The sequence below is a fragment of the Terrabacter koreensis genome (assembly GCF_054783315.1).
In genome coordinates, this window is record NZ_BAAGQU010000011.1 from 1 (window position 1) to 26,686 (window position 26,686).

A 26,686-nucleotide genomic window follows, 5' to 3' on the forward strand; every position below is an offset into this window, starting at 1 on the left:
TAACTTGACTCACAAAGATGCTACGCGTCCACTGTGCAGTTCCCGAGATACAAACGGGAACGCAACCACGACACCACCCGACGGGTGAGCTGTCCGCGTCCATGAAGATTTTGATATCTCCATAGAGTTTCGGCTGTCATAGCGAAGGGGAAACGCCCGGCTCCATTCCGAACCCGGAAGCTAAGCCCTTCAGCGCCGATGGTACTGCACTGGTGACGGTGTGGGAGAGTAGGACGCAGCCGGACACACTTTGTCAGAGCGCCCCAGACGGAACTTCATTGATCCGACTGGGGCGCTCTTTCTTTGTGCCCGATGAACGTAGAGGTGGCGCCGACCGAGGTCGGCGCGGAAGGATGCTGAACATGAGTGACCAGGACGGCAACGACAGCCGTAACGAGCGCCGCGACCGCGACGGCGGTCAGCGAGGCCCGGCGCGGGGCCATGGCGCCGGCCGTGGCTCCGGTGCTCCCCGGTCCGGTGGGCAGCGTCGCGACGACCGGGGGGGCTACCGGTCGGATGACCGCCGTTCCGGTGGCGGCCGCGACGACCGTGGCGGCTACCGCTCCGATGACCGCCGCTCCGGTGGCGGCCGCGACGACCGTGGCGGCTACCGCTCGGACGACCGCCGCTCCGGTGGCGGCCGCGACGACCGTGGCGGCTACCGCTCCGATGACCGCCGCTCCGGTGGCGGCCGCGACGACCGTGGCGGCTACCGCTCCGATGACCGCCGCTCCGGTGGCGGCCGCGATGACCGTGGTGGCTACCGCTCCGGCGGTGGCCGTGATGACCGTGGGCCTCGCCGCTACGACGACCGGCCGCGTCGGGACGACCGGCCCCGTGGCGGCGCCGGGCGACCGCACGAGGAGGAGCGCCGTGGTGGTCCCCGCCTGACGCCGAAGAGCCCCCGCAAGCCGGAACCGGCCATCCGGGAGGGCGTGACCGGCCATGAGGTGGACCGCGGCGTCAAGAACCAGCTGCGCACGCTGTCCAAGGAGAACGCCGAGGGTGTGGCCCAGCACCTTGTCATGGTGGCCGAGCTGCTCGACGTCGAGCCCGAGGCCGCCCTGGCGCACGCCGAGACCGCGGTACGTCGCGCCGGCCGTGTCCCGGCGGCGCGAGAGGCCCTCGGGCTCGTCGCCTACCGCCTCGGCGACTGGGCGCGGGCGCTGGGGGAGTTCCGCACCGTTCGCCGCCTCTCCGGGTCGAGCCACCTGCTGCCGCTCATGGTCGACTGCGAGCGGGCGCTGGGCCGCCACACCAAGGCGCTCGAGCTCGCCCAGACCGAGGAGGCGAACAACCTCGCCATCGACGACAGGGTGGAGCTGGCGATCGTCGTCTCGGGCATCCGCCGCGACCTCGGCCAGCTGGATGCTGCGGCCGCAGGGCTCAGCGACCTGGTCAAGCGGATCAACCCCAACCGACCGTCGGCTGCCCGGCTCTTCTACGCCTACGCGGACGCGAAGCTGGCTGCGGGTGACGCCGAGGCGGCTCGCGACTGGTTCGCCCGTGCCGCCGAGGCCGACCACGAGCTGACCACCGACGCCGCTGAGCGCCTGGAGGAGCTCGACGGCGTCGACGTCACCGACCTGCTCGGCGACGAGGACGACGAGGGCCACGACGAGGGCCACGACGAGGGCCACGAGTCCTGAGCGTGGCTGCCGGCGGATGGCTGAGGACGTGAAGGACGCCGCACTCATCGCGGCATACGACGGCGTGGTCTGCGACCTGGACGGCGTCGTCTACCGTGGTGACGACCCGGTGCCAGACGCCCCAAAGGTGCTGCGGGACTTGCGGACTCGGGGCGTCCAGGTCATCTATGCGACGAACAATGCGTCTCGGGTGGTGGCCGAGGTCGCCGAGCACCTCGCCGGTCTGGGCGTGCCCGCGACGCCGGACGACGTGGTCACCAGCGCCGAGGCCGGAGCAGCACAGCTCGCGCGGAGCCTTCCCGCAGGGACGCGGGTGCTCGCCCTCGGCGGTGAGGGCGTCGCGGAGGCCCTCACCCGGGCCGGCCTCGAACCCGTGCGGCCGCGGGACCGCGGCGACGACGCCGGGCCCAACCGTGTGGCGGCCGTGCTTCAGGGCCTCGGGCGCGACCTGACGGTGTGGGACTTCGAGACCGCGGCGCGGCTGCTCGGCACCGGTCTGCCCTGGGTCGCCACGAACGACGACGCGACCCTGCCGCTTCCGTGGGGGCAGGCGCCGGGCAACGGCGCCTACGTCGACCTGCTCGTCACGGCGCTCGGACGTCGCCCCGACGTCGTGGGCAAACCCCACCCGCCGCTCTACCGGCTCGCCCTCGACCACCTCGGCACCGATGCGTCGCGCACCCTCGCGATCGGCGACCGGCTGGCGACGGACATCGACGGCGCCGCCGCGGCTGGTCTCGACTCCGCCTGGGTGCTCACAGGCGTCGACCTGCCCTCCGACCTCATGCAGACGCAGGCCACGCCGACCTACGTGATCGGCTCGTTGACCGACCTGTTCCGGCCGTACGCGGCACCGGTGGAGAAGCACGGAAGCTGGCACTGCGGTTCGGCGCGCGCGCGGTTCGCCGACGGTGAGCTGCGTCTCGACGCCGGCGGGGCGAGCCCGGTCGAGGCCGTCCGGGCGGGAGTCGCAGCCCTGCTGGGGGAGCGTGAGGCCGGACGGTCGCCGGACGAGCTCTCCCACGCCGCTGAGGTCGTACTGAACCGCCTCCTCTGAGCCGTCGTGACGGGAGGACATCGTGACTCGAGGACGCGCGTGCCTGCTCGTCCGGTCGTTGCCAGCGACGGGGTAGCGTGAGCGGACGCAGGACTCGGCACGTACCGCACGGAGGAACCCATGTTTGGCGACACTGACGCCCGCCGCGAGGAGCACGAGGACGTCGACCACCCGGTCCCGCCCGTCACCGGCGACGAGGCCGTCGACGAGGCGATGATGCAGCTCGCCCGGTCGCAAGCGGGGTCGTTCGCCGAGCGCATCGAGTCGGGGGAACACGCGCACCGCAGCCTTCAGAGCCGCCTCGGCGGACTCGGTGGGGCGTGACGGCGCGTCGACTCGACGTCGAGCTCGTGGCCCGAGGCCTGGCCCGGTCACGCACCCAGGCCCGTGAGCTCGTCGCGGCCGGCGTCGTCCTCGTCGACGGCCGACCTGCCGCGAAGCCGGCCCAGCACGTGGACGACGCGTCCGCCGTCGAGCTGACGCGCGAGCCGGACCGGTGGGTCGGGCGCGCCGCGCTCAAGCTGCTGCACGCCGTGCAGCGGTGGCCCATCGAGGTTGCCGGACGCCGGTGCCTCGACGTCGGCGCGAGCACCGGTGGGTTCACGCAGGTGCTGCTGGAGCACGGCGCGGCCCACGTGACGGCCCTCGACGTCGGCCACGGGCAGCTGGTCTCGTCGGTGGCGTCCGACGAGCGGGTCCGTGACCTGCCGGGCACGAACATCCGCGACGTCGACGCCGACGCCCTCGGCGGGCAGTTCGACCTGGTCGTCTCGGACCTCAGCTTCATCTCGCTGGCCATAGCGCTGCCGGCCATGCGACCCCTCGTCACCGACGACGGCGACCTCGTCGTGCTCGTCAAGCCGCAGTTCGAGGTGGGCCGTGAGCGGCTCAGCCGCACCGGGGTCGTCACGTCACGGCACGAGCACCGCAGGGTGCTGCGCGACGTCGCCGAGGTCGCGACCGGGCAGGGGCTGCACCTGCACGGCGCCACGGCGAGCCCGATCACCGGGGGAGACGGCAACCGCGAGTTCCTCTTCTGGCTGGCGCCCCGGCCGGTCCCCGACGCGTCCCCGACCTCGACGGATGACATGCTGGAGGCCATCGACCTGGAGGGAGACCCGTGACGCGCCGGATCCTGCTCGTGGCACACCCGCGCCGTCCCGAGGCTCTCGCGGTCGCCAAGGGGGTGGTCCGTCGGCTCACCCACCTCGGCATCGAGGTGTCACTGCAGGCCGACGAGGCGAAGGCACTCGACCTCAAGGACACCGCCCGCGTCCACATCGCCCCCGCCGAGGAGCAGGTCGCCGAGGGGTGCGATCTCGTCGTCGTGCTCGGTGGCGACGGCACCATCCTTCGCGGCGCAGAGTTCGCCCGGAGCGTCGACGTGCCGCTGCTCGGCGTCAACCTCGGACACGTCGGCTTCCTCGCCGAGGCCGAGCGCGACCGTCTCGACGCGACCGTCGAGCACATCGCCAACAACGACTACGCCGTCGAGGAGCGCATGACGCTCCACGTCGACGCCAAGCTGCACGGAGAGCTCATCGCCAGCAGCTGGGCGCTCAACGAGGTGAGCGTCGAGAAGGCCGCCCGCGAGCGGATGCTCGAGGTGACGGTCGAGGTCGACGGTCGACCTCTCTCGAGCTGGGGCTGCGACGGGGTTATCGTGTCGACGCCGACGGGCTCGACGGCATACGCCTTCTCCGCCGGCGGACCGGTCGTGTGGCCGCAGGTCCAGGCGATGCTGCTCGTGCCGAGTGCAGCCCACGCCCTGTTCGCCCGGCCGCTCGTGCTCGGTCCGGACACCCACCTCGCCGTCGAGATCAAGGCGGCGACCGAGGGCGCCGGCGTCATGTGGTGCGACGGGCGCCGACACGTCGACCTGCCACCGGGCGCACGCATCGAGGTGCGGCGCGGCATCCGGCCGATCCGGCTGGCCCGGCTCACGAGCGCACCCTTCACCGACCGGCTCGTCGCGAAGTTCAACCTCTCGGTCGAGGGCTGGCGCGGCAACGGCGACACGGCGCTCACGGTGGACGGCGTCGACGGCGGTGAGGGTGCCCGGCCCTAAGGTGGTCCCGTGTTCAGCCAGATGAGGATCCGTGGCGTCGGCGTCATCGACGACGCCGTCCTCGAGCTGAGCCCCGGGCTCAACGTGCTCACCGGCGAGACCGGCGCCGGCAAGACCATGGTCGTCTCGGGGCTCGGGCTGCTGCTCGGCGAGCGCGCCGACTCCGGGCTCGTCCGCACCGGGTCCGACTCGGCCCTCGTCGAAGGCGTCGTCCAGCTGCCGGTCGACCACCCGGCGCTGGCCCGCGCCGACGAGGCCGGCGCCGACCACGACGAGGGCGAGCTCGTCATCGCGCGCACCATCGCCGCGGCCGGCCGCTCGCGCGCGCACGTCGGTGGCCGCACGGCGCCCGTCTCGGTCCTGGCCGACCTCGGGCAGCTGCTCGTCGCGGTCCACGGACAGGCCGACCAGTGGCGGCTCAAGCAGGGCGATGCCCACCGCGAGGTCCTCGACGACTTCGGCGGCTCCGAGGTCGTCGCCCTGCGAGACCGGGTGGCCGAGCTCTACGACCGGTGGCGCGACGCCGCCCGCGAGCACGACCGTCTCGTCGCCGAGGCACGTGACCGAGCCCGCGAGATCGACTCCCTCACGGCCTCGCTCGAGGAGATCGAGTCGGTCGACCCCCAGCCCGGCGAGGACCTCGCGTTGCGCGCCGAGGACGCGCGCCTCGCGCACGCCGACACCCTCCGTCTCGCCGCTGCACAGGCGCTGGCCGACCTCAGCGGCGACGAGTATGCCGCCGAGCCGGCTCCCAACGTGCGTGACCTCATCGGGTCGGCCAGGGGAGCCCTCGCGCCGGCCACCACCCACGACGACGCACTGTCCGGGTTCGACACCCGCCTGCACGAGCTGGGCACCCTGGTCACCGACCTGTCCGCCGACCTCACGGCATACCTCGAGGACGTCGAGCTCGACCCTGAGCGTCTCGGCTTCGTCCAGGAGCGCAGGGCGGCGTTGGGGGTGCTCACCCGCAAGTACGGCGAGACCGTCGACGAGGTGCTCGACTGGTCGCAGCGCGCCGCCGCGCGCCTCGACGAGCTCGTCACGGCCGACGACCGTGTCGAACGCCTCGGGGCCGAGGTCGCCGAGCTGCAGGAGGCCGTCGTCACGGCGTCGCTCGCCCTGTCGGACGCGCGGCGCTCGGCGGGGACCGACTTCGGCGGCAGGGTCTCCCAGGAGCTCGCCCACCTGGCCATGGGCAAGGCGGTCGTCCACGTCGACGTGCGACGCCGCACCGACCCCGAGGGTGTCGGCCTCCCGGACGGCGAGAAGGTGCGCCTCTCGCGTCACGGCATCGACGACGTCGAGATCCTCCTCGCCGCCAACCCGGGTGCCGCACCGCGCAGCGTCGCCAAGGCGGCGTCGGGCGGTGAGCTCTCCCGCGTCATGCTCGCGCTCGAGGTCGTCGGGTCGCGCAGCGCGGCGGCCGACGGAGTGAGCGGCCCGCCGACCTTCGTCTTCGACGAGGTCGACGCCGGCGTGGGCGGACGGGCGGCACTCGACGTCGGGGCACGCCTCGCCGCCCTGGCCCAGCACGCACAGGTCATCGTCGTCACCCACCTGGCCCAGGTGGCGGCGTTCGCCGACCGGCACCTCGTCGTGCACAAGGCCGACGACGGCCGCATCACCTCGAGCAGCGTGTCGGTCGTCGAGGGCGACGCGCGTCTGCGCGAGCTGTCGCGGATGATGGGCGGCGACCCTCACTCCGAGGCCGGCCTCGCCCACGCCGGCGACCTCCTCGAGCAGACCGGCGAGGCGCGGGCCGCCTCCCGCGGCTCGGCCAAGCGCGCCTCGTCACGCGCGTCGTCAGGCACGCCGGCGAGCACGTCGGCGAGCACGTCGGCGAGCACGTCGTCCGGTGGGCGGCGCACCCGGGCACGCAGCGGCGCCACGTCCTGACCGCCTCGGCCCCGGGGCGTCCGACGTGGCACGATTGAGCGCATCATGGCTCTCCCGATCCGCCGCCGCCCCGGCGCCCGCGACACCGCTCCAGGCGTCACCGGCCCGGCACGCGTCGACCGCCGCACCAAGCGCCTGACGAAGCGGCTCCAGCCGGGCGACATCGCCGTGATCGACCACGCCGACCTCGACAAGGTCAGCGCCGACGCCCTGGTGTCGATCCGCCCCGCCGCAGTGGTCAACGCCAGCGCCTCCATCACGGGGCGCTACCCCAACCTCGGGCCCCAGATCCTCGTCGACGCCGGCATCCCGGTGCTCGACGCCGCCGGTCCCGAGGTCATGGCGATCACCGACGGGGTGCCGCTGCGCCTCGATGGGACGGATCTCTGGTCGGGAGAGAGCAAGGTCGCGACGGGCGCCCTTCTCGACGGCCCTGCGGTGGCGGCGCAGATGCACGACGCGCGCGCGGGGCTGGCCGTCCAGATCGAGGCCTTCGCGACGAACACGATGGAGTTCATCCGCAAGGAGCGCGACCTCCTGCTCGACGGCATCGGGGTCCCGCCCATCACCACCGACCTCGACGGGCGGCACTGCCTCATCGTGGTGCGTGGCTACCACTACAAGGAGGACCTCGAGGCCCTCAAGCCCTACATCCGCGAGTACCGCCCCGTCCTCATCGGCGTGGACGGGGGCGCGGACGCCATCCTCGAGTCCGGGCACCGTCCCGACCTCATCGTCGGCGACATGGACTCCGTCTCCGACAAGGCGCTGCGCAGCGGCGCCGAGATCGTCGTGCACGCCTACCGCGACGGCAGAGCACCGGGGCTCGCCCGGGTCGAGGCGCTCGGCATCAGCCCCGTCGTCTTCCCCGCTGCCGGCACGAGCGAGGACGTCGCGATGCTCCTCGCCGACGACTCCGGTGCCGAGCTGATCGTCGCCGTGGGCACCCACGTGACCCTCGTCGAGTTCCTCGACAAGGGCCGGGACGGGCAGGCCTCGACCTTCCTCACGCGGCTGCGCGTCGGCGGCAAGCTCGTCGACGCCAAGGGCGTCAGCCAGCTCTACCGCGCCCGCATCCCCGGGCGGCTGCTCGTGACCATGCTGCTCGTCGGCATGCTGGCCTTCTTCGCCGCCCTCGCCTCCACCCCGGCCGGGCAAGCCTGGCTGCAGGTCCTCGCCGCCCGCTGGGACGACCTCTGGACCGCCGTCGTTGGGATCTTCGCGTGATCGACTTCCGCTACCACCTCGTCTCGATCATCTCGGTGTTCCTGGCCCTCGCGGTGGGCATCGTGCTGGGCGCCGGCCCCCTGCAGGCCAACCTCGGCGACCAGCTGAGCGACCAGGTGGCGGCGCTGCGCACCGAGAAGCAGGGCCTCAACGACAAGCTCACGACGAGCGAGAAGCTCGTCGACGCCTCCGACGAGTTCGCCACGGCCGTGCAGCCGCGTGTCGTCGGCGGGCGCCTCACCGGCCACCGCGTCGTCGTCGTCGTGATGCCCTCCGCCGACGGCACCATGGTCACGAACCTCGAAGAGGTCGTCCGCCAGAGCGGGGCCGCCCTCACCGGCACCGTGTCGATCGGGCCCGACTGGTTCGACGCCGGCCGGGCCACCGAGCGCGACCAGGCCGCGCGCGCCGGCGCCACGGCGCTCGGTCTCGACTCCACGGCGACCGGCGACGACCTGCTCACGACGGTGCTCACGCAGCTCACCGTCTCCAAGGCGCCGGCCAACGCGTCGCCGGCACGCGCCGCCGGGCTCAAGGCCCTCGTCGACGCCGACCTGCTCGACTCGTCCGTGGCCGACCTGCCCACCGCCGACGTGGCGATCGTCGTGTCGGGCGACTTCGCGGGCGACGACAGGGTGGTCGCCGCCCGGTCCGACGCGATCCGTTCCCTCGTCGAGGCGATGGCGGGCTCCTCGCGGGCCACGGTCGTGGCCGGTGGCAGCACCGTCGCCGCGGCCGGCCAGCCTGTCACGTCCAACGCCGTCCAGGCAGTCCGTGAGAAGTCCGAGACCGCGGGCGTCGTCGCCACGGTCGACCACGCCCGCTCGGGCGACGGTCCCGCCGCGGTCGTGCTCGCCGTCGAGGACGTCCTCGACGAGCGCATCGGTCACTACGGCGTCGACGCGGGTGCGACCGCCACCGTCCCGAGAGTGCTCCCGTGAGGTCCGGGCGCCGGCGCGCCGGTTCGGTCGCCGGGCCCGGCGACGAGCACCGCACCTCCTCCGCTTCGTCCGTCAGGTCGTCCGTCGGGTCGACCGTGGTGCCGTTGCTGGTGTCCGCGGCCACGTCCGCGGCGCTGTTGCGCCTCGGGCAACGCCTGCCCCGCGCGGCCGCCCAGCCGTGGGAACGCACCAACCACGCCGGACGTCCCGTCACCCTCCTCGAGGGGCCGGCCTGGGTCGGCGGCGCTGTTGGTGGGGCTCTCGCGGGCGCGGCCCTCGGCGCGCGGACGGGTGGGGTCGCGGCAGGCAGCGCCGTCGTGGTGGCCGTCGCCGCCGGGGCGCTCGGCGCACTCGACGACCTCACCGGCGGCGCCGACGACAAAGGCCTCAAGGGGCACCTCGGGGCTCTCTCCCGCGGTCAGGTGACCACCGGCGCGGTCAAGATCGTGGGCCTCGCGGCCTCCGGCCTCGTGGGTGCGGCCATGGCCGACGCCCGGACGGCCGACGGTGGCGGTCGCGGGGGAGCGCTCGCCACGCTGGTCGGCGGCGCCGTGGTCGCCGGTGCTGCGAACGCCGTCAACCTCTTCGACCTGCGTCCGGGGCGTGCGCTCAAGGTGACCACCCTCGCCGGACTGCCGCTCCTCGGCACGCTTCCCGGGGCCGTCGCCGTCGGGTCGTCGGCCGGCGTGGTGCGCGACGACCTCGCGGCCCGCTCGATGCTCGGCGACACGGGCGCCAACGCCGCCGGCGCGCTCGTCGGCCTGGCCCTCGTCGAGCGCACCCGCCTGCCCGGCCGGGTCGTCGCCCTCGCGGGGCTGGCCGCCCTGACACTCGCGTCGGAGCGGGTCAGCTTCACCCGCGTCATCGACGGCCATCCGGTGCTGCGGCGGCTCGACCGGTGGGGCCGGGGGAGCCGGTGACCCCCGCGGCCCCGGCGCGCAGTGGGTCCGCGCGCAGAGGTCTCCCGCGTGGGGGGCTCCTCGCCGCGGCCGGCACGATCGCCGTGCTCACGCTCCTCGCGCGCGTTGTCGGCTTCGGCCGCTGGTTCGCCTTCTCGCACTCGGTCGGCGCGACGTGCGTCGGCAGCGTCTACCAGTCCGTCAACGCCGTGCCCAACGTGCTGTTCGAGATCGCGGCGGGTGGCGTGCTCGCCGCCGTCGTGGTGCCCCTCGTCGCCGGTGCGCTGGCCCGCGGCGACCGTGCCCACGCCGACGAGACGGCCTCCGCGCTGCTCAGCTGGGCCGTGGTCGTGCTCGTGCCCCTCGGCGCCGTCGTGGCGCTGGCGGCGCGGCCCCTGGCGTCCGCGTTGCTCGGCACCGGCTGCTCGGGCGAGGTCGACCTCGGCGCCGAGCTGCTGCGCGTCTTCGCCGTGCAGATCCCGCTCTACGGCGTCGCGATCGTGCTGGCCGGCGTGCTGCAGTCGCACCGTCGCTTCGTCGGCGCCGCACTGGCTCCGCTGCTCTCCAGCGTCGTCGTCATCGCCGCCTACCTCGCCTACCGCGCGCTCGTGCCCGACCCGGCCGCAGCGATCGGCGACGTGCCGGGGTCGGCGACGGCCGTGCTCGGTGCCGGCACGACGTTCGGGGTCGTCGCGCTCGCGCTGCCTCTCGTCGTCCCCGTGCGCCGCGCCGGCATCCGCCTGAGGCCCCGGCTCAGGTTTCCCGACGGTGTGGCGCGGCGGGTGAGGGCCCTGGCCGTGGCCGGCCTGCTGGCGGTGGCGGGACAGCAGCTCGCGACGCTCGTCGTCATCCGGCTCGCCAACGACCGCGGCGGCTCGGGCACGCTCAACGTCTACACGTACGCCCAGGCGGTGACCCTCCTGCCGTATGCCGTCCTCGCCGTTCCGCTCGCCACCGCCGCGTTCCCGTCGCTGGCCGGCGCACAGGCCGCCGGAGGGACCGCCGGGCAGGGCGGCGACCAGACGGGGTCGGCCTCAGGAGGCGGCACGTCCACCGACAAGAGCGTCGACGCGTCCGCGACGCTGCGCCGGGCGTGGCTCGCCACGGTCGTCGTGTCGCTCTTCGGCGTGGCCGCGCTCGTCGCGGTCGCCGTGCCGGTCGGCGCGTTCTTCAGCGCCCTCGATGCCGGTTCAGACCGGGCCGCCTCGCTAGGGACGCTCTCGGCGATGGGTGACGCGGTCACCGCCTTCGCCCCCTCGGTGCTGGCCCTCGGCGCCATCGGGCTGCTCACGCGCGCGTCCTACGTGCGTGGCCGGGCCGTGGTCGCCGGTGGCCTCGCGGGCCTCGGGTGGCTGTCCACCGTCGTGGTGCCGCTCCTCGTCCTCGAGCCGGACGGGGCGGGGGGACCGGACACGCTCCGCGCCCTGGCCGCCGGGTCGAGCGCGGGCCTCGCGCTGGGCGCGGTGCTGCTCGTCGCGCTGGTCGCCCGCAGCTGGGGCTGGTCGTCGCTGCGGCTGCCGTGGCGGCCACTCGGCGCGGCACTCGCCGGGTCCGTCGCGGCCGCGGCCGCGGGCCGAGCGGTGAGCTCGTGGCTGGCGGCGCGGGGGGTCGGGCACACGCTGGGCTCGAGCCTCGTGGTGGGCGTCGGCGCGGGACTGCTGGCACTTGCCGTCATGGTCGGGGTGGCCCTGGCCATCGACCCGTCGCTCGGGCACCGGGTGCGTCGATCGCGCGCGGCCGTCGTCGCTGCCTCCGACGTCGAGGAGGTCGCCCCGTGAGGGTGCTCATGGTCGTCGGGCGTGCAGCGGGAGGGGTCGGCGCCCACGTCGACGCGCTCGTCTCCGGCCTGCGGGCCGAAGGCCATGACGTCCAGGTCGTGGCGGCCGGGTCGACCGCGGACACCTTCGGCTGGCACGACGCGCACCGGCTGTGGCCGGTCCATGCCGGCGCGCGCGCACCGCGAGGTCTGCTCGACTGGCACCGGATCATGCAGCTCGCCGGAACGGTCGACGTCGTCCACGCCCACGGCCACCAGGCCGCGGTCGTGGCTGCCGTCGCCGTGCTCCGCGCGCGTCCGCAACCGCGGCTGGTGGCGTCGTTGCACAACGACCTCCCGCCGGCGACCGGGGGACTGGGTGGCCTGAAGTCCTCGGTGGGGCGCTCCGCCGTCGGCTGGGCGCTGCGTCGGGCCGACCTCGTCACCGGGGCCAGCGACGACCTCGTCGCGCTGGCCGAGTCGCTCGGAGCCCAGCGCGCCGAGATCGCCCACGTCCCCTCGGCCCGAGTCGCCCCACTGCTCGACGCCGACCGCCTGACGCCCGACGAGCGGGCGCTGCTGCTCTCCGGAGCGGGCATCCCCTCCGGACCTCCCGTCGTGCTCGTGGTCTCGAGGATCGCCCCGCAGAAGGACCTCGGGACGCTGGTCGCCGCGGCGGGACTGTCGACGTCGGCCGCGTCCTGGGTCGTCGTGGGCGACGGAGACGCCGGCCTGCGCAGCCGCCTCGAGGAGGTCGCACACGGCATACGTGGACCCGAAGGACAGCCCGCCGGCGCGACACGCCCGAACGTGCACTTCGTCGGGGCTCGTGACGACGTCACGAGCTGGCTGCGTCTCGCGGACCTGTTCGTCCTCACGAGCCGCTGGGAGGCGCGAGCGCTCGTCGTGCAGGAGGCGATGGCGGCCGGAGTGCCGGTCGTCGCGACGCGGACCGGGGGCCTGCCCGGGCTGCTCGCCGGGGCGGGTGTGCTGGTGCCGGTGGGCGACCCGGCAGCCGCGGCAACCGCGGTCGACCGGCTCCTCGAAGACCCGGACGAGCGGGCCAGGCTGGGTGCCGCGGGCCGTGCCGTCGCGGCGTCCTGGGACTCGCCGCAGGACGAGGCGCGCCGATGGGCGGACCGGTATGCCCGAGACCCCCGCGCGATGACGTAGACTTAAAGCCCGTGGTGGAAACGACGAAGCACATCTTTGTGACCGGGGGCGTGGCCTCCTCGCTCGGCAAGGGCCTGACGGCCTCCAGCCTCGGACGACTTCTCAGATCGCGTGGCCTCAAGGTCACGATGCAGAAGCTCGACCCCTACATCAACGTGGACCCCGGGACGATGAACCCGTTCCAGCACGGCGAGGTCTTCGTGACCGACGACGGCGCCGAGACGGACCTCGACATCGGTCACTACGAGCGGTTCCTCGACGTGAACCTCGTCGGCGCGGCGAACGTGACGACCGGCCAGGTCTACAACAACGTCATCGCCAAGGAGCGCCGCGGCGAGTACCTCGGTGACACGGTCCAGGTGATCCCGCACATCACCAACGAGATCGTCGCCCGCATGCGGGCGCTCGCGACGGGTGGCGCCGACGCGCCCGACGTCATCATCACCGAGATCGGCGGCACCGTCGGCGACATCGAGTCGCTGCCCTTCCTCGAGGCGGCCCGCCAGGTGCGCCACCTCATCGGCCGCGACAACAGCTTCTTCCTCCACGTCTCGCTCGTGCCCTACCTCGCCCCGAGCGGTGAGCTGAAGACGAAGCCGACCCAGCACTCGGTGGCAGCCCTGCGCCAGGTCGGCATCCAGCCCGACGGCCTCGTGCTCCGCGCCGACCGCGACATCCCCGAGCCGATCAAGCGCAAGATCTCACTCATGTGCGACGTCGACGTCACCGCCGTCGCGGCGTGCGTCGACGCGCCGAGCATCTACGACATCCCCAAGGTGCTGCACCGCGAGGGCCTCGACGCCTACGTCATCCGTCGCCTCGGGCTCAACTTCCGCGACGTCGACTGGACCGAGTGGGACCAGCTGCTCGAGCGCGTGCACGACCCCGAGCACGAGATCGAGATCGCCCTCGTCGGCAAGTACATCGACCTGCCCGACGCCTACCTCTCCGTCACCGAGGCGCTGCGCGCGGGCGGATTCCACCACGACGCCAAGGTCAACCTCCGCTGGGTCGCCAGCGACGAGTGCCAGACCGAGGCCGGTGCCCAGCGCGCCCTCGGCGGCGTCGACGCGGTGCTCGTGCCCGGCGGCTTCGGCGTGCGCGGCATCGAGGGCAAGCTCGGGGCGCTGCGCTGGGCCCGCGAGAAGCAGGTGCCGACCCTCGGCATCTGCCTCGGCCTGCAGTGCATGGTCATCGAGTACGCCCGCACCGAGCTCGGCATCGCCGATGCGAGCTCGACCGAGTTCGACCCCGAGACCGCTCACCCCGTCATCGCGACGATGGAGGAGCAGAAGGCGTTCGTCGAGGGCGCCGGCGACCTCGGCGGCACGATGCGCCTCGGCCTCTACCCGGCGGCCCTCAAGGAGGGCAGCGTCATCCGCGAGGCGTACGGGCAGTCCGAGGTCAAGGAGCGCCACCGCCACCGCTACGAGGTCAACAACGCCTACCGCGCCGACCTCGAGAAGGCGGGCCTCGTCTTCTCGGGCACCTCGCCCGACGGCACGCTCGTCGAGTTCGTCGAGCTCCCGCGCGACGTGCACCCCTACTACGTCTCGACGCAGGCGCACCCGGAGTTCCTCTCGCGCCCGAACCGCGCGCACCCGCTCTTCGCCGGCCTCATCGGGGCGGCTCTCGAGCGGCAGCGCAGCGAGCGGCTCGTCGAGGTGGAGCGGCACCGCAGCCACGACGCCGCCGACGCGTCGGACTCCGATGACCAGGGCAGCCAGCGCGACGAGCTCGCGTCGGTCTCCGCCGGCGCCACCGACGTCGACTGACGGGCGGGGGAGCAGCGGTTGAGCCTCGGCGCGCCCATCGGCACCGGCAGCGACATCGTCGAGGAGTGGGCCGCCGAGCCCGTCCTCGAGTCGTCGACCCCGTTCGAGGGGATGATCTTCGACGTCGTGCGCGAGCGCGTCGACCTCGGCGCCGGGGGTGTCGTCACCCGTGACTTCGTGACGCACCCCGGCGCGGTCGCCATCCTCGCCCTGCGCGAGGTCGAGGGCGTGGACCATGTGCTGCTCATCAGGCAGTACCGCCACGCGAGCGGCGGGCACGTCTGGGAGCTGCCGGCCGGTCTGCTCGACGTGGCGGGTGAGCCGCCGCGCGACGCGGCCGCCCGCGAGCTCGCCGAGGAGGTCGACCTCGTCGCGGACGAGTGGCACGTGCTCGCCGACGACGTCACGTCGCCGGGCGCCTTCCCCGAGACCGTACGCATCTTCCTCGCCCGCGGCCTGAGTGACGTCCCCGAGGCCGAGGCGCACCAGCGCACCGCCGAGGAGCTCACGCTGCGGCCGCTGTGGGTTTCCCTCGACGACGCCGTCGACGCCGCGCTGACGGGGCGCATCAGCAACTCCGCCACGCTCGTCGGACTCCTCAGCGCCGGACTGTCGAAGAGCCGCGGCTGGTCGACGCTGCGACCCCACGACGCCCCGTGGCCCGCCCGCGAGGCGCAGGCCACCTCGGCCACCTCGTCGGCCTCGTCGGCCTCGTCGACACCGTGAGCGGCTCGTCCGCCGGTGGTTCCTCCGGTCGCACCGGCCGTTCCTTCGGCCGTGGTCGTGGTGGTGGTGGCACGACTCCCGTCCGCGGCTGCCCGTGCGGCAGCGGGACGGCATACGCCCTGTGCTGCGGGCCGGTGCTCGCCGGCGAACGCGACGCCGCCACGGCAGAGGAGCTGATGCGCTCGCGCTACACGGCCTTCGCCACGGGCGACGTCGACCACCTCGTGCGCACGTGGCACCCGCGCAGCGTCCCGAGGTGCTCGAGCTCGACCCGTCGACGACGTGGACGGGCCTCACCGTCGTCCGCACCGAGCGCGGCGCCGCCGCCGACGACGAGGGTGTCGTCGAGTTCGTCGCCGGGTTCGAGGAACCGTCAGCCGCCAACGGACGAGCGGCGACGGGTCGCCTGCACGAGCTCAGCCGTTTCGCCCGGCGTGCCGGTCGCTGGGTCTACGTCGACGGCGACCAGCGCTGAGCCGTCGCCCGGCCGGCCCGCCGTCGCGCCACGACGCCCGGCTCGCAGCACCGCGACTGCGACGCCGCCGAGGAGCACCAGCCCCCCGACGATCTCGAGGGCGTGCGGCCGCTCGTCGTAGACGAGTGCGGCAGCCGCCATGCCGAACACCGGCACGAGCATCGCGAACGGTGTGACCCTGGCGACGGGGTGGCGGCTGAGCAGGGTGTTCCAGATGCCGTAGCCGACGAGCGACGAGAGGTATGCCGTGTAGGCCGTCGACAGCACGGCGGACCACTGGACGTTGCCGAGCGCGTGCCCGATGGCAGCCGGTCCCTCGAAGACGAGGGAGAGGGCGAGGGCGGGAACCGGGACGACGAGACCCGACCACACCGTGACGCCCAGGCCGGAGCCCAGGCCGGAGCCCAGGCCGGAGCCCGCGCCGGTGAGCGAGCCGGAGCGCGAGCCGGCCCGACGGGTCAGCACGTTCCCGACGGCCCACGAGACGGCTGCCAGGACGAGCACCACGAGGGGGAGCACCGGGGCGCTCAGGCCACGACCGGCCGCGATGGTGACCAGCCCCGCACCGCTGAGGGCCACGCCGACGCGCTGGGCCACCGATGGCCGCTCGCGCAGCCACAGGGCGGCGATGACGACGGTGAGGAGCACCTGCGCCTGGAGCACGAGCGACGAGAGGCCGGGCGGCATCCCGAGCTCGAGGGCCAGGTACATGAGGGCGAACTGCCCGAGGCTCGTGAAGACGCCGATCAGGGCCAGGTCGCGCCAGGGCAGACCGGGACGGCGCACGAAGAAGACGGCGGGCACGCACACGACGACGAACCGCACCGCGAGGAAGAGCAGGGGTGGCACCGAGTCGAGGCCCGTGCGGATCGCGACGAAGTTCGTGCCCCAGATGATCGCGACGAGGACGGCGAGAGCGGTGTCACGAGGGCGCATGTCCACCATCGTGGGGGCGTGGACCGTTCACGTCCATCAAACTGTCATGACGTCGACTGTGTAGCATCGCTGCATGATCGATCCGGTGGCCCTGCGTTCGCTCGTCGCCGTCGAGACGCACGGCTCGGTCGGGGCCGCCGCGGCCGCCCTCGACTACACGCCCAGTGCCGTCTCACAGCAGATCAAGCGGCTCGAGGTCCAGACCGGCGTCCAGCTGCTCGAGCGTCAGGGTCGCGGGGTGCTGCTCACCGAAGCCGGTCGCACCTTGACCGAGTCGGCCCGCGACCTGCTCTCGCACATGGAACGCCTCGAGTCCCGGTTGCACGGCGTCAGCGGGGAGGCGGTGGGCACGGTGCGGCTCGCGACGTTCGCCACGGCATACCGGGGCATCGTGGTGGGCGCCTTGGCCCGGCTGCGCCAACAGGCCCCCGGCGTGACGGTGCGCCCCGACGAGATCGACCCGTGGGACGCCGTCGACGCCGTGGCGTCCGGGTCGCACGACCTCGCGCTCGTGCACAACTGGGAGCCCCTGCCGCTCGCGATCCCCGACCACCTCGAGGTGCGTCACCTCGGGCGCGACCGGGCCGACGTCCTGGTCCCCGCCGGCCACCGTCTCGCCCGCGCGACGAGCATCGGGGTCGGTGACGTGCTCGACGAGCAGTGGGCCAGCGTCGCACCCGGCTCGATCTGCCACCAGTGGCTCCAGAAGATGTACTTCGACGTGGGTCGTGCGCCGCGCATCGGCCACGTCGCCCTGGAGTTCGCCACCCACGTGGCCCTCGTCGCCGGCGGCGAGGCCATCGCGCTGGTGCCCCGGCTCGGCCGAGGCCCCCTGCCCGACGGCGTCGTCGCGGTGCCCATCGTCGACCCAGTCTCGGAACGAACCGTGAGCCTGGTCTGGCGCCGCACCATGACAGCCAGCCCAGCCCTCGCCGCGGTCACGGAATCCCTTGCCGCAGAGGGCTCCCGGGACCTGACGCCTGTCTAGCCGACCGCGTCGTCACTCGAGCACGACGAGCTGCTGGGTGGCCCGGGTCATCGCGACGTAGTGGTCGACCGCGCCCTCGATCCCCACGCCGAACGACTCCGGCGCGACGAGCACCACGAGGTCGAACTCGAGACCCTTCGAGAGCTCGGGCGTGAGGGACTGGACCCGGGGGCGTGGCGCGAACGACGGGTCACCGATGACGCAGGCCACGCCGTCGTCGTGCTCGGCGAGCCAGCGCCCGACGACCGTCTCGAGGTCGGCCCGCGACCCGTGCACGACGGGCACCCCGCTCCGGCGGATCGAGGTCGGGACGTTCGCGTCGGGCAGGGCCGCGCGGATGACCGGCTCGGCCTCGGCCATGACCTCCTCGGGCGTGCGGTAGTTGATGCTGAGCGAGCGCATGGAGACGCGGTCGAGGCCGACCCGCGCGAGCCGCTCCTCCCACGACTCGGTGAAGCCGTGCCGGGCCTGCGCGCGGTCGCCGACGATGGTGAGGCTGCGTGAGGGGCAGCGCGCGAGCAGCATCTGCCACTCGGCGTCGGTGAGCTCCTGCGCCTCGTCGACGACGACGTGTGCGAACGGTCCCGCGAGCAGGTCGGGGTCGGCGCCGCCGCCGTCGCCGTCGTCGAGGGCGCCCCGCAGGTCCTCTCCGCGCAGCATCGACATGAGGTGCATCTCGGAGTCGTCGCTGGCGATGAGGTGCTCGACCACCTTGGCCATCTCGTCGCGCTCGGCCGCCACGGCCGCCTCGTGACGGCGGCGGCGGGCAGACACCTCGGGGTCGCCCAGCCGCTGGCGGGCGGCGTCGAGCAGGGGCAGGTCGGACACCGTCCACGCGGTGGGTTCGGCCCGCTGGAGGGCGCGCACCTGCTCGACCGTGAGGGACGGGGCGCAGCGACGCAGGTACGCCGGGACCGTCCACAGGTCGCCCACCAGCTCGGCGGCGTCGAGCATGGGCCACGCCCGGGCCAGGGCGGTGCGGAGGCCTCGGTCGCGCTCGACCGAGGCCCGGACCATCTCGGGAGTCGCCTCCTCGTCGTCGTGCCGGTCGACGACGATCGTCACGAGCTCGTCCCAGATCACGTCGCGCGCCTCGTTGTGCGGCGTGCCGGGGGAGGGTGCGTCGAACGCGGCGGCCCAGTCGTCGGGTCCGAGCACGACGTCGTCCCAGGGCGTCGAGACCTCGACGCGCTCGGTGGGTGGCTCCTCGTAGAGCCGGACGGCCGGGTCGATGGCCCGCACCAGCTCGAGCGAGGCCTTGAGCCGGGCGACCTCCGGGTCCGTCTCGGTGGTGGCCGTCGCGCCCTCGGGCACGAGGTCACGCAGGGTGCAGGTCTGCACGCCCTCCTCGCCGAGGCTCGGGAGCACGTCGGAGACGTAGGCGAGGTATGGCTCGTGGGGTCCGACGAACAGCACGCCGCCGCGTCGGTGCCCGAGACGCGGGTCGGCGTAGAGCAGGTATGCCGTCCGGTGCAGGGCGACGACGGTCTTTCCCGTGCCGGGACCGCCGTCCACGACGAGCGGCCCCCAGGACCCGGCGCGCACGATGGCGTCCTGGTCGGCGTGGATGGTGCCGAGCACGTCGCGCATCCGGGCGGACCGGTTGGCGCCGAGGCTCGCGACGAACGCCGACTGGTCGTCGAGGGCTGCGTGGTGGTCGATGCCGTCCTCGACGAAGACCTCGTCCCAGTAGTCGCTGACACGCCCCCGGGTCCACCGGTAGCGGCGCCGGTTGGCCAGCCCCATCGGGTTGCCGTGGGTGGCGCCGAAGAAGGGCTCGGCGGCGGGGGAGCGCCAGTCGACGAGGAGCCGCCGGCCGTCCTCGTCGGTGAGGCCGAAGCGGCCCACATAGACCGGTTCCGCACTGTCCGTGTCGTCCTGGGCCACCATGCGGCCCAGGGTGAGGTCGATGCCGTAGCGCCGCAGCGCACGCAGGCGCGCCGTGAGGCGGTGCACCTCCTGGTCGCGCTCGAGCGCGGTCTGGCCGTGTCCGGCGGGTGCGCGGCGCACCGCATCCAGCCGGTCGGACAGTTCGGCGACGGTCTGCTCGAGGCTGCGGGCGATGGCGGCGAAGTGCGCCTCGTCGCGGGCGATGAGCACGGGGTCGGACTTGTGGGCGAGGTGGGCGGGAAGGTCGAAGGCGTCGGTGGTCAGAGGTGTCACGCGTGCTCCGCTCCGGAGTTGCGACCAAAGGTGGACCGTGATTCTGGACCACGAACCGGGCCTTGCCGCAAGGCCCCCCGTGCGCTATACGTTGGAAGTGGAGGGCCGTGGTCCCTCCTTCTTCCTGTCCACGGCGTCTGCGTCGCGCGACGCGGCATGCGCCTGCTGGCGGGCCGAGGGCCGGTCGAGGCGCAGGCGGCCACGCAGCCGGCCGACGGGACGCTCCACCAGCACCCACGACAGCCACGACACCACGATCGCCACGGCGATAAGCAGCAGGTTGCGTGGCGTCGAGTGCTCGCCCAGCAGCCGGCTGTTGATGAGCGTCTGGTGCCACAGGTAGAGCGCGTAGCTGATGGTGCCGAAGAAGACCATGACGCGGGATCCCACGATCCGCGAACGCCCCGTTGCCGCGGCATGCACGAGCCAGACCCCGATGAAGGCGTACACGGCCCCGAGCGGTCGGAAGAGCGGGTGGTCGACGTCCAGTCCGTGGCCCGGGAACGCCGACACCGCGACCATGACGACGAACGGCACGACGGGGTCCGCAGGGGGCAGCTCCCACCCGTGGCGGCTGACGGCCGCGAGCCCGAACGCCAGTGCCACACCGAGCAGCAGCGCGAAGGCGTTCGTCTCGGTGGAGATGTCGAGGCGGACCTCGGTGCCCTGCGTCCACACCGAGTAGAACGTCGCGACCGCGGCCAGGGCGAGGACGACCGCGAGCGCGCGGGAGCGCAGCCACGTCATCAGGGCGATGAAGACGGCGGGCCAGACGACGTAGAACTGCTCCTCGACCGAGAGCGACCACAGGTGGTTGAGCACCCCGAGGTCGGTGCCGGCGATGCGCACCCAGTTGCCGACGTAGAACAGGGACGCGAGCGCCGCGACCGGGTAGTCGGTGATGCGGCCGTCGCCCGTGGCGAGGAGCAGTGGCGGCACGAGCAGCAGCAGCAGGAGGAGCGCCGGCAGCAGGCGCAGGGCGCGCCGGCCCCAGAAGCGCCACAGGCTGATCGAGCCCCAGCGGTCCCACTCGCGCAGGAGCAGGCTGGTGATGAGGTAGCCCGAGAGGACGAAGAAGAGCGTCACCCCCGACAGGCCGCCCCAGCGCACGGGCAGGCCCGAGTGTGCGGCGACGACGAGGAGGATGGCGAGGCCTCGGACGCCGTCGAGGTCGCGGCTGCGGGTGTGCTGCACGCGGACAAGGCTAGGGGCGCACCCGGTCTAGGATGAAACCTCGGTGCCGCACGCCGACCGCGTGCGAGGCCACCCGAACCCCAGCGGCCCCACGGGTCGCGCCCACCCGTCCTCGGAAGGATTTTCCGTGCTCCGCACTCACGAGGCCGGCACGCTCCGTGCCGACCACGCAGGTCAGACCGTCACCCTCACCGGCTGGGTGGCGCGGCGTCGAGACCACGGCGGGGTCGCCTTCCTCGACCTGCGCGACGCCTCGGGGGTCGCCCAGGTCGTCGCCCGCGACGAGGTGCTCGCCCAGGGCGGCGCGCACGACGTGCGCAACGAGTACTGCGTCAAGGTGGTCGGCGAGGTGCGCGAGCGTCCCGAGGGCAACGCGAACCCCGACCTGCCGACCGGCGACATCGAGGTCATCGTCAGCGAGCTCGAGGTGCTCAACGCCGCGGCCCCGCTGCCGTTCCAGATCGACGAGCGCGTGACGGTCGGCGAGGAGGCCCGCCTCAAGCACCGCTACCTCGACCTGCGGCGCCCCGGCGCCAGCTCGGCCGGCTCGGCGATCCGACTGCGGTCCAAGGTCAACGCCGCTGCCCGCAAGGTGCTGGGCGGACGTGACTTCGTCGAGATCGAGACGCCCACCCTCACCCGCTCGACGCCCGAGGGTGCGCGCGACTTCCTCGTGCCGGCCCGCCTCGCGCCCGGCTCGTGGTACGCCCTGCCGCAGAGCCCGCAGCTGTTCAAGCAGCTGCTCATGGTCGCCGGCATGGAGCGCTACTACCAGATCGCGCGCTGCTACCGCGACGAGGACTTCCGCGCCGACCGCCAGCCCGAGTTCACCCAGCTCGACATCGAGATGAGCTTCGTCGAGCAGGCCGACGTCATCGAGCTCGGCGAGGCGATCGTCCGCGAGATCTGGTCGCTCATCGGTGTCGACCTCACCACGCCCTTCCTGCAGATGACCTACGCCGAGGCGATGGCCCGCTACGGCTCCGACAAGCCCGACCTGCGTTTCGGCAACGAGCTCGTCGAGTGCACCGACTACTTCACGGACACGACCTTCCGGGTGTTCCAGGCCGAGTACGTCGGCGCCGTCGTCATGCCCGGCGGCGCGAGCCAGCCGCGCAAGCAGCTCGACGCGTGGCAGGAGTGGGCCAAGCAGCGCGGCGCGCGCGGGCTCGCGTACGTCCTCGTCCAGGAGGACGGCGAGCTGGGTGGCCCCGTCGCCAAGAACCTCACTGACGCTGAGCGCGAGGGTCTGGCGGCGCACGTCGGCGCCCAGCCCGGCGACTGCATCTTCTTCGCGGCCGGCGCGACGAAGGCGAGCCGTGCGCTCCTCGGTGCCGCACGCCTCGAGATCGGCCGACGGTGCGAGCTCATCGACGAGGACGCGTGGAGCTTCCTCTGGGTGCTCGATGCTCCGCTCTTCGAGCCGGCCGCCGACGCCACCGCGTCGGGGGACGTCGCCCTCGGCTACAGCGCCTGGACCGCGGTGCACCACGCCTTCACCTCGCCGAAGAAGGAGTTCGAGGACACCTTCGACACCGACCCCGGCTCGGCGCTCGCCTACGCGTACGACATGGTCTGCAACGGCAACGAGATCGGTGGCGGCTCCATCCGTATCCACCGCCGCGACGTGCAGGAGCGCGTGTTCAAGGTGATGGGCATCTCCGAGGAGGAGGCCCAGGAGAAGTTCGGCTTCCTCCTCGAGGCCTTCCAGTTCGGCGCCCCGCCGCACGGCGGCATCGCGTTCGGCTGGGACCGCATCGTCTCGCTGCTGGCCCGCACCGACTCGATCCGCGACGTCATCGCCTTCCCGAAGTCCGGTGGCGGCTACGACCCGCTGACTGCGGCGCCGGCGCCGATCACCCCGGCCCAGCGCAAGGAGGCCGGTGTCGACGCGAAGCCGGCAGCCACCGCTCCGGCTCCGCAGGGGGCGCCCGAGGTCAGCCCGAACCGCAGCTGAGCCCGGCCCTGGAACCCGTCACGCGTCGGCGGGGCGCGGGCCGGTGAAGCCGTGCTCGCGCACGCCGTCGACAGTGGTCACGGTCCGCTCGGCCCAGAAGCAAAGAAGGTCGCGCACCGGCTCGGCCTCGCGCAACGGGCTGCGGTAGCACCAGGCGATGTCGCGGCCGTTGTCGCCCTCCGCGCTCAGGTACGAGGCATGACCCTTGTAGGCGCACGTCGTCCTCGTGTCGCTCGGCACGAGGAGGTCGGTGTGCACGTCGTGTGCGGGCAGGTACCAGCGCGTCGGCAGGCCCGTCTCGAAGAGCGCGACGGGCCGACGGGAGTGCGCGAGCTCGACGCCGTCGAGCTCGACCCTCACCTCGCGGGTGCTGTGCAGGATGTCGATGCGGGCGAACGGGTCGTGCGGGTGACCGACGACCGGTTCGTCCTCCTCGAGCCAGTCGAAGTCGCCGAAGGGCAGCAGCACGTGCCCCTCGACGCCTTCACCCTCGAGGACCACAGCCCCGTCGGGGAGGCTGTCGGGCAGGGCGGCCCGTGGCACGGCGTACTGCGGGACGACGTGGCGGGGGAGCCACACCACCAGCGCCTCGGTGGTGTCGCAGAGGGCGGCGCCGTCGCGGCTGGCCCGCAGGCGCTTGGCGGTGGAGGCGTAGCGCAGCCGGGCGCGCTGCTCCAGCTGCTGGGCACGCAGGTCGATCGTCATCGCCCCAGCATCCTCGCGGGTCGACGACGCCGACAAGGCCGACCCGGGCCGACCGGGCCGACCGGGCCGACCAGGCCGACCAGGGCGGCGAGGCCGGCCACGGCTCAGCGGCGCACGACCACGGGGCGGCTCGCCCAGGCGCAGACCCGCTCGTAGCCGAGCGAGAGGTAGAGCCGGCGTGCGACGTCGTTGTGCGAGTACATGCCGAGCGTGCAGACGCCCGCCTCGGCGACCGCCATTCGGGTGAGCGCGCCGACGATCGTGCGGCCGAGCCCTCGCCCCCGCTGCTGCGCGTCCACGGCGACCGACGAGAGGTGTGGCGCCCCGCCGCGCGTCGCGCCCCAGGCGGCCACGGCCACCAGACGATCGGGTCGCCCGGCCGCGCCCGGCTCCTCGACCGCGAACCACCGCTCGCCGCCACCCGGCGCGGTGTCGGCCGTGGGGGAGTGGGCCACCAGGAAGGCGCGCACCTCGTCGGCCCGCCCGACGTCGTCGAGGGGCCGCACGAGGTCATGCGCCGGGGCGGCCGGAGGGCCCGCCGTGGTGTGGAACCACTCCCAGTCGCCGCCCTCCAGCACCCGGTAGCGTTGACGTAGGAGCAGCTCGAGATGCTGGGGAACACTGACGGAGAAGGCTTTTCGTGTCGGGTCGACCTCGTCGGCGATCTGTGGGAGGGCGTCGATCAAGGCAGCGACGCCCCCGTCGTCCCCCAGCACGTTCACGGTGCGACGGACCGCCTTGCGGGTGCGCTGGAAGGCGACGGCGCCCGGCACGCTCCACCAGGTGTCGGCGAGCTCCTCGGTGACCTCCCAGCGGACGAAGGGATGGTCGCCGGTGCGGCGCAGCAGCTCGGTGAGACCGTGCCCGGTGACGACCGCCGTCACTCCGTGATCCCGAACCGGTCGTGCACGCGTCGCAGCGGCGCCGGCGCCCACCAGTTCCAGCGCCCGAGCAGCGTCATCGTGGCCGGCACCAGGAGCATCCGCACGAGCGTGGCGTCGATGGCCACCGCGGCGACGAGGGCCACGCCCATCTGCTTGATGATGAGGATGTCACCCGCGACGAAGCCCGCGAAGACGATGACGATGAGCAGGGCCGCCGAAGTGATGATCCGGCCCGTGCGCTGCAGACCGAGCGACACGGCGCGGTCGTTGACGGCCCCGTGCCGGTGGAACTCGACGATGCGCGAGAGCAGGAAGACCTCGTAGTCCATGGACAGCCCGAAGCCGAACGCGAGCACGAGGAAGGGGACCATGGACTCGACGGCCCCGACGGACGAGAAGCCGAGCAGCCCCTCCAGGTGGCCCTCCTGGAAGATCCACACGACCACGCCCAGGGCGGCACCGAGCGAGATGAGGTTGAGCAGCAGGGCCTTGAGTGGCACCACGACCGAGCCGGTCATCAGGAACAGCAGCACGAACGTGCCGAGCACGACCAGCCCGACGGCGTACGGGGCGCGGGCCGACATCGAGTCGAGGAAGTCGATCTGACCGGCCGCCTGTCCGGTCGTCAGCGTCTCGAACGGGGCGGTGCTGTCGCGCACCGCGGTGACGAGGTCCTGCGCCTGGTCGGAGGTCGGGCCACCCGCCACCCGCAGGTCGACGCGCTGGTGCGTGGCGCCGAGGGGCTGCACGGTGACGCTCTCGACACCGGGTGAGGTGCGGAACCCGTCGGCCCAGGCCGTGACCGCGTTGCGGTCGGGCGATGCGGCGACCACCGTCACCTCGGGTGCCGTCAGGGCCGGGTAGTCGCGTGCGAGGTCCTCGAAGAAGACACGCTGGTCGGCGCCCTTCGGCAGCAGCTCGGTGCCCGAGGAGGTGAGCTTCATCGACAGGGTGGGGAGCGCCAGCGTCACGAGGACGATGACGGTCGCCGCGATGACGAGGACGGGCCGCCGCTGCACCGCGTGCGCCAGCCGGGAGAAGAGGCCGACGTCGGATGGCCGCTCGACCGCCTTGCGGGAGAGGCGTTTTGCGCCGATGACGCAGAGCGCCGGCACGAGCGTGATCGCGACGACCATGGCGACGAGGACGATGGAGACACCGGCGACCCCGATGGCGCGCATGATCGACGCCTCGAACGTCAGCAGGCCGGCGAGGGCGATCGCCACGGTGAGGCCGGAGAACAGCACGGTGCGTCCCGCGGTCGCCACGGTGCGCTCGGTGGCGTGCGCCACCTCCTCACGTGTCGGCACCTCGTGCTGACGGTGGGCGAGCTCCTCGCGGAACCGGCTCACGGTGAGCAGCCCGTAGTCGATGGAGAGGCCGAGTCCGAGGAGCGTCACGATGTTGACCACCGTCGCGTCGAGCTCGACCGCGTGGGAGAAGCCGAACAGCGAGAGGAGGCCGCCGCCGATCGCCACGACCGCCCCGATGATCGGCATCCCGGCCGCGATGAAACCACCGAAGACGAAGACCATGACGAGGAACGTCAGCGGCAGCGCGATGCCTTCGCCGCGCAGCAGGTCGCGCTCGACCGTGCTCGTGATCGCGGTGATGACCTTGTCGGAGCTGCCCAGCCGGCCGGTGCCGCCCATCGCGTCCGGCACCGCGAGCAGCGCCTTCTCGGTGGCGGCCTCGGCGGCGTCCTGAGCCTGCTCGTCGAGATCGGGCCGGAAGTCCACGACGGTGACGAAACCGTCGGGTGCGCCGCTGGGGGAGCCGGCCCGCAGCAGCGGCGCGACGGAGGGGTCGGTGCGGCCTCCGGGCGCGAGCAGCGGCGACCGGACGTTCTTGACGCCGGGCACGGCTGCGACCGCGCGGGTGCGCTCGGTGCCGAGCGCGACGGCCTTCGCATCCCCGAGGTCGACGCCCGAGACCTGCATCGTCAGGGTCTGCAGCGTCGGGTTGCTCTCGGCGATGACGTCCTGGGCTCGCGAGGCCTCGGAGTCGACGGTCGGTGCGCCGGAGTGGAGGCGTTCGAAGAGGCTCTCGCCGGTGACCCCTCCGACGGCCACGGCGAAGCACGTGACGGCGACGACGACCCAGGCGAGGACCCACGACCGCGGGTGGCGGGCGAGCAGCCTTCCGAGGCGGGCCAGTCGCGAGGTCGGGACCGGCCCGGCAGGTGACGGTTTCAGCACGCGGATAGCCTTCCAC

At 73.2% G+C, this 26,686-nt stretch carries 21 protein-coding genes, 1 rRNA gene and 1 pseudogene; 17 read left to right on the forward strand and 6 right to left on the reverse strand.

Going from position 1 to position 26,686, the window contains the following annotated elements; genetic code table 11:
• Positions 1 to 128: 128 nt before the first annotated feature.
• The 15 genes and pseudogenes from rrf (at position 129) to ACYVNR_RS17830 (ending at position 15,645) form a co-directional block, all read left to right on the forward strand.
• Positions 129 to 245, forward strand: a 5S ribosomal RNA gene (gene rrf / locus ACYVNR_RS17760).
• Between the two features lie 117 nt (positions 246 to 362).
• Complete coding sequence (locus ACYVNR_RS17765; protein ID WP_461049825.1) at positions 363 to 1,649, forward strand: tetratricopeptide repeat protein; 1,287 nt, start codon at positions 363 to 365, stop codon at positions 1,647 to 1,649.
• A 16-nt stretch (positions 1,650 to 1,665) separates the two neighbouring features.
• On the forward strand, positions 1,666 to 2,706 hold the full coding sequence (locus ACYVNR_RS17770; protein WP_461049827.1) for an HAD-IIA family hydrolase: 1,041 nt from the start codon (positions 1,666 to 1,668) through the stop codon (positions 2,704 to 2,706).
• 120 nt (positions 2,707 to 2,826) lie between these two features.
• Positions 2,827 to 3,030, forward strand: coding sequence for a hypothetical protein (locus ACYVNR_RS17775; RefSeq protein WP_045192228.1), 204 nt, complete (start codon positions 2,827 to 2,829; stop codon positions 3,028 to 3,030).
• A complete protein-coding gene (locus ACYVNR_RS17780) occupies positions 3,027 to 3,830 on the forward strand; it encodes a TlyA family RNA methyltransferase (protein ID WP_045192229.1) in 804 nt (267 codons plus the stop codon). Before ACYVNR_RS17775 ends, ACYVNR_RS17780 begins: the two co-directional genes overlap by 4 nt.
• A complete protein-coding gene (locus ACYVNR_RS17785; protein WP_045192230.1) occupies positions 3,827 to 4,774 on the forward strand; it encodes an NAD kinase in 948 nt (315 codons plus the stop codon). The genes ACYVNR_RS17780 and ACYVNR_RS17785 overlap by 4 nt, the downstream gene beginning before the upstream one ends.
• A 9-nt stretch (positions 4,775 to 4,783) precedes the next feature.
• A complete protein-coding gene (recN, locus tag ACYVNR_RS17790; protein WP_461049830.1) occupies positions 4,784 to 6,673 on the forward strand; it encodes a DNA repair protein RecN in 1,890 nt (629 codons plus the stop codon).
• 45 nt (positions 6,674 to 6,718) lie between these two features.
• Positions 6,719 to 7,900 carry a putative cytokinetic ring protein SteA gene (steA, locus tag ACYVNR_RS17795; protein WP_045192231.1) on the forward strand — a complete coding sequence of 394 codons (1,182 nt, stop codon included), beginning with the start codon at positions 6,719 to 6,721 and terminating at the stop codon, positions 7,898 to 7,900.
• Positions 7,897 to 8,841 (forward strand): copper transporter, encoded by a 945-nt coding sequence (locus ACYVNR_RS17800; RefSeq protein ID WP_461049832.1) that lies wholly within the window; start codon positions 7,897 to 7,899, stop codon positions 8,839 to 8,841. Before steA ends, ACYVNR_RS17800 begins: the two co-directional genes overlap by 4 nt.
• Positions 8,838 to 9,761, forward strand: coding sequence for a hypothetical protein (locus ACYVNR_RS17805; protein ID WP_461049834.1), 924 nt, complete (start codon positions 8,838 to 8,840; stop codon positions 9,759 to 9,761). Before ACYVNR_RS17800 ends, ACYVNR_RS17805 begins: the two co-directional genes overlap by 4 nt.
• Positions 9,762 to 9,844: 83 nt before the next feature.
• Positions 9,845 to 11,518, forward strand: a complete 1,674-nt coding sequence (murJ, locus tag ACYVNR_RS17810; RefSeq protein ID WP_461049836.1) for a murein biosynthesis integral membrane protein MurJ — start codon at positions 9,845 to 9,847, stop codon at positions 11,516 to 11,518.
• Positions 11,515 to 12,669 carry a glycosyltransferase family 4 protein gene (locus tag ACYVNR_RS17815; RefSeq protein ID WP_461049838.1) on the forward strand — a complete coding sequence of 385 codons (1,155 nt, stop codon included), beginning with the start codon at positions 11,515 to 11,517 and terminating at the stop codon, positions 12,667 to 12,669. The genes murJ and ACYVNR_RS17815 overlap by 4 nt, the downstream gene beginning before the upstream one ends.
• Positions 12,627 to 14,444: a CTP synthase gene (locus tag ACYVNR_RS17820; RefSeq protein WP_461049840.1), complete on the forward strand. Its 1,818-nt coding sequence runs from the start codon at positions 12,627 to 12,629 to the stop codon at positions 14,442 to 14,444. Before ACYVNR_RS17815 ends, ACYVNR_RS17820 begins: the two co-directional genes overlap by 43 nt.
• 18 nt (positions 14,445 to 14,462) lie before the next feature.
• On the forward strand, positions 14,463 to 15,170 hold the full coding sequence (locus ACYVNR_RS17825) for an NUDIX domain-containing protein (RefSeq protein ID WP_045192235.1): 708 nt from the start codon (positions 14,463 to 14,465) through the stop codon (positions 15,168 to 15,170).
• 176 nt (positions 15,171 to 15,346) lie between these two features.
• Positions 15,347 to 15,645 (forward strand): annotated as a pseudogene (locus tag ACYVNR_RS17830) (YchJ family protein).
• On the opposite strand, the gene ACYVNR_RS17835 reads toward ACYVNR_RS17830, so the two are convergent.
• A complete protein-coding gene (locus ACYVNR_RS17835; RefSeq protein ID WP_461049843.1) occupies positions 15,544 to 16,581 on the reverse strand; it encodes an EamA family transporter in 1,038 nt (345 codons plus the stop codon). The pseudogene ACYVNR_RS17830 and the gene ACYVNR_RS17835 sit on opposite strands and share 102 nt — an antisense overlap.
• Before the next feature lie 73 nt (positions 16,582 to 16,654).
• Here ACYVNR_RS17835 and ACYVNR_RS17840 point away from each other — a divergent pair, with 73 nt between their 5' ends.
• Positions 16,655 to 17,569 (forward strand): LysR family transcriptional regulator, encoded by a 915-nt coding sequence (locus ACYVNR_RS17840; protein WP_461049845.1) that lies wholly within the window; start codon positions 16,655 to 16,657, stop codon positions 17,567 to 17,569.
• 12 nt (positions 17,570 to 17,581) lie between these two features.
• Here the strand turns inward: ACYVNR_RS17840 and helR are convergent, their stop codons facing one another.
• Positions 17,582 to 19,732 carry an RNA polymerase recycling motor ATPase HelR gene (gene helR / locus ACYVNR_RS17845; protein WP_461049847.1) on the reverse strand — a complete coding sequence of 717 codons (2,151 nt, stop codon included), beginning with the start codon at positions 19,730 to 19,732 and terminating at the stop codon, positions 17,582 to 17,584.
• An 84-nt stretch (positions 19,733 to 19,816) separates the two neighbouring features.
• Positions 19,817 to 20,926 (reverse strand): acyltransferase family protein, encoded by a 1,110-nt coding sequence (locus ACYVNR_RS17850; RefSeq protein WP_461049849.1) that lies wholly within the window; start codon positions 20,924 to 20,926, stop codon positions 19,817 to 19,819.
• A 127-nt stretch (positions 20,927 to 21,053) separates the two neighbouring features.
• Here ACYVNR_RS17850 and aspS point away from each other — a divergent pair, with 127 nt between their 5' ends.
• Complete coding sequence (gene aspS / locus ACYVNR_RS17855) at positions 21,054 to 22,883, forward strand: aspartate--tRNA ligase (protein WP_461049851.1); 1,830 nt, start codon at positions 21,054 to 21,056, stop codon at positions 22,881 to 22,883.
• Positions 22,884 to 22,901: 18 nt separating this feature from the next.
• Here aspS and ACYVNR_RS17860 read toward each other — a convergent pair whose 3' ends face one another.
• The 3 genes from ACYVNR_RS17860 to ACYVNR_RS17870 form a co-directional block, all read right to left on the reverse strand.
• Positions 22,902 to 23,588, reverse strand: coding sequence for a DUF427 domain-containing protein (locus ACYVNR_RS17860; RefSeq protein ID WP_045192239.1), 687 nt, complete (start codon positions 23,586 to 23,588; stop codon positions 22,902 to 22,904).
• 104 nt (positions 23,589 to 23,692) lie between these two features.
• Positions 23,693 to 24,472 carry a GNAT family N-acetyltransferase gene (locus tag ACYVNR_RS17865; RefSeq protein WP_461049853.1) on the reverse strand — a complete coding sequence of 260 codons (780 nt, stop codon included), beginning with the start codon at positions 24,470 to 24,472 and terminating at the stop codon, positions 23,693 to 23,695.
• Positions 24,469 to 26,670 carry an MMPL family transporter gene (locus tag ACYVNR_RS17870; protein ID WP_461049855.1) on the reverse strand — a complete coding sequence of 734 codons (2,202 nt, stop codon included), beginning with the start codon at positions 26,668 to 26,670 and terminating at the stop codon, positions 24,469 to 24,471. The genes ACYVNR_RS17865 and ACYVNR_RS17870 overlap by 4 nt, the downstream gene beginning before the upstream one ends.
• Positions 26,671 to 26,686: the final 16 nt, after the last annotated feature.

Bases quoted from the DNA above. Each gene is read 5' to 3' on its own strand.
- ACYVNR_RS17765 (WP_461049825.1), top strand. From the start codon at position 363: ATGAGTGACCAGGACGGCAACGACAGCCGTAACGAGCGCCGCGACCGC.
- ACYVNR_RS17770 (WP_461049827.1), top strand. From the start codon at position 1,666: ATGGCTGAGGACGTGAAGGACGCCGCACTCATCGCGGCATACGACGGC.
- ACYVNR_RS17775 (WP_045192228.1), top strand. From the start codon at position 2,827: ATGTTTGGCGACACTGACGCCCGCCGCGAGGAGCACGAGGACGTCGAC.
- steA (WP_045192231.1), top strand. From the start codon at position 6,719: ATGGCTCTCCCGATCCGCCGCCGCCCCGGCGCCCGCGACACCGCTCCA.
- ACYVNR_RS17820 (WP_461049840.1), top strand. From the start codon at position 12,627: ATGGGCGGACCGGTATGCCCGAGACCCCCGCGCGATGACGTAGACTTA.
- ACYVNR_RS17835 (WP_461049843.1), bottom strand. From the start codon at position 16,581: ATGCGCCCTCGTGACACCGCTCTCGCCGTCCTCGTCGCGATCATCTGG.
- ACYVNR_RS17840 (WP_461049845.1), top strand. From the start codon at position 16,655: ATGATCGATCCGGTGGCCCTGCGTTCGCTCGTCGCCGTCGAGACGCAC.
- ACYVNR_RS17860 (WP_045192239.1), bottom strand. From the start codon at position 23,588: ATGACGATCGACCTGCGTGCCCAGCAGCTGGAGCAGCGCGCCCGGCTG.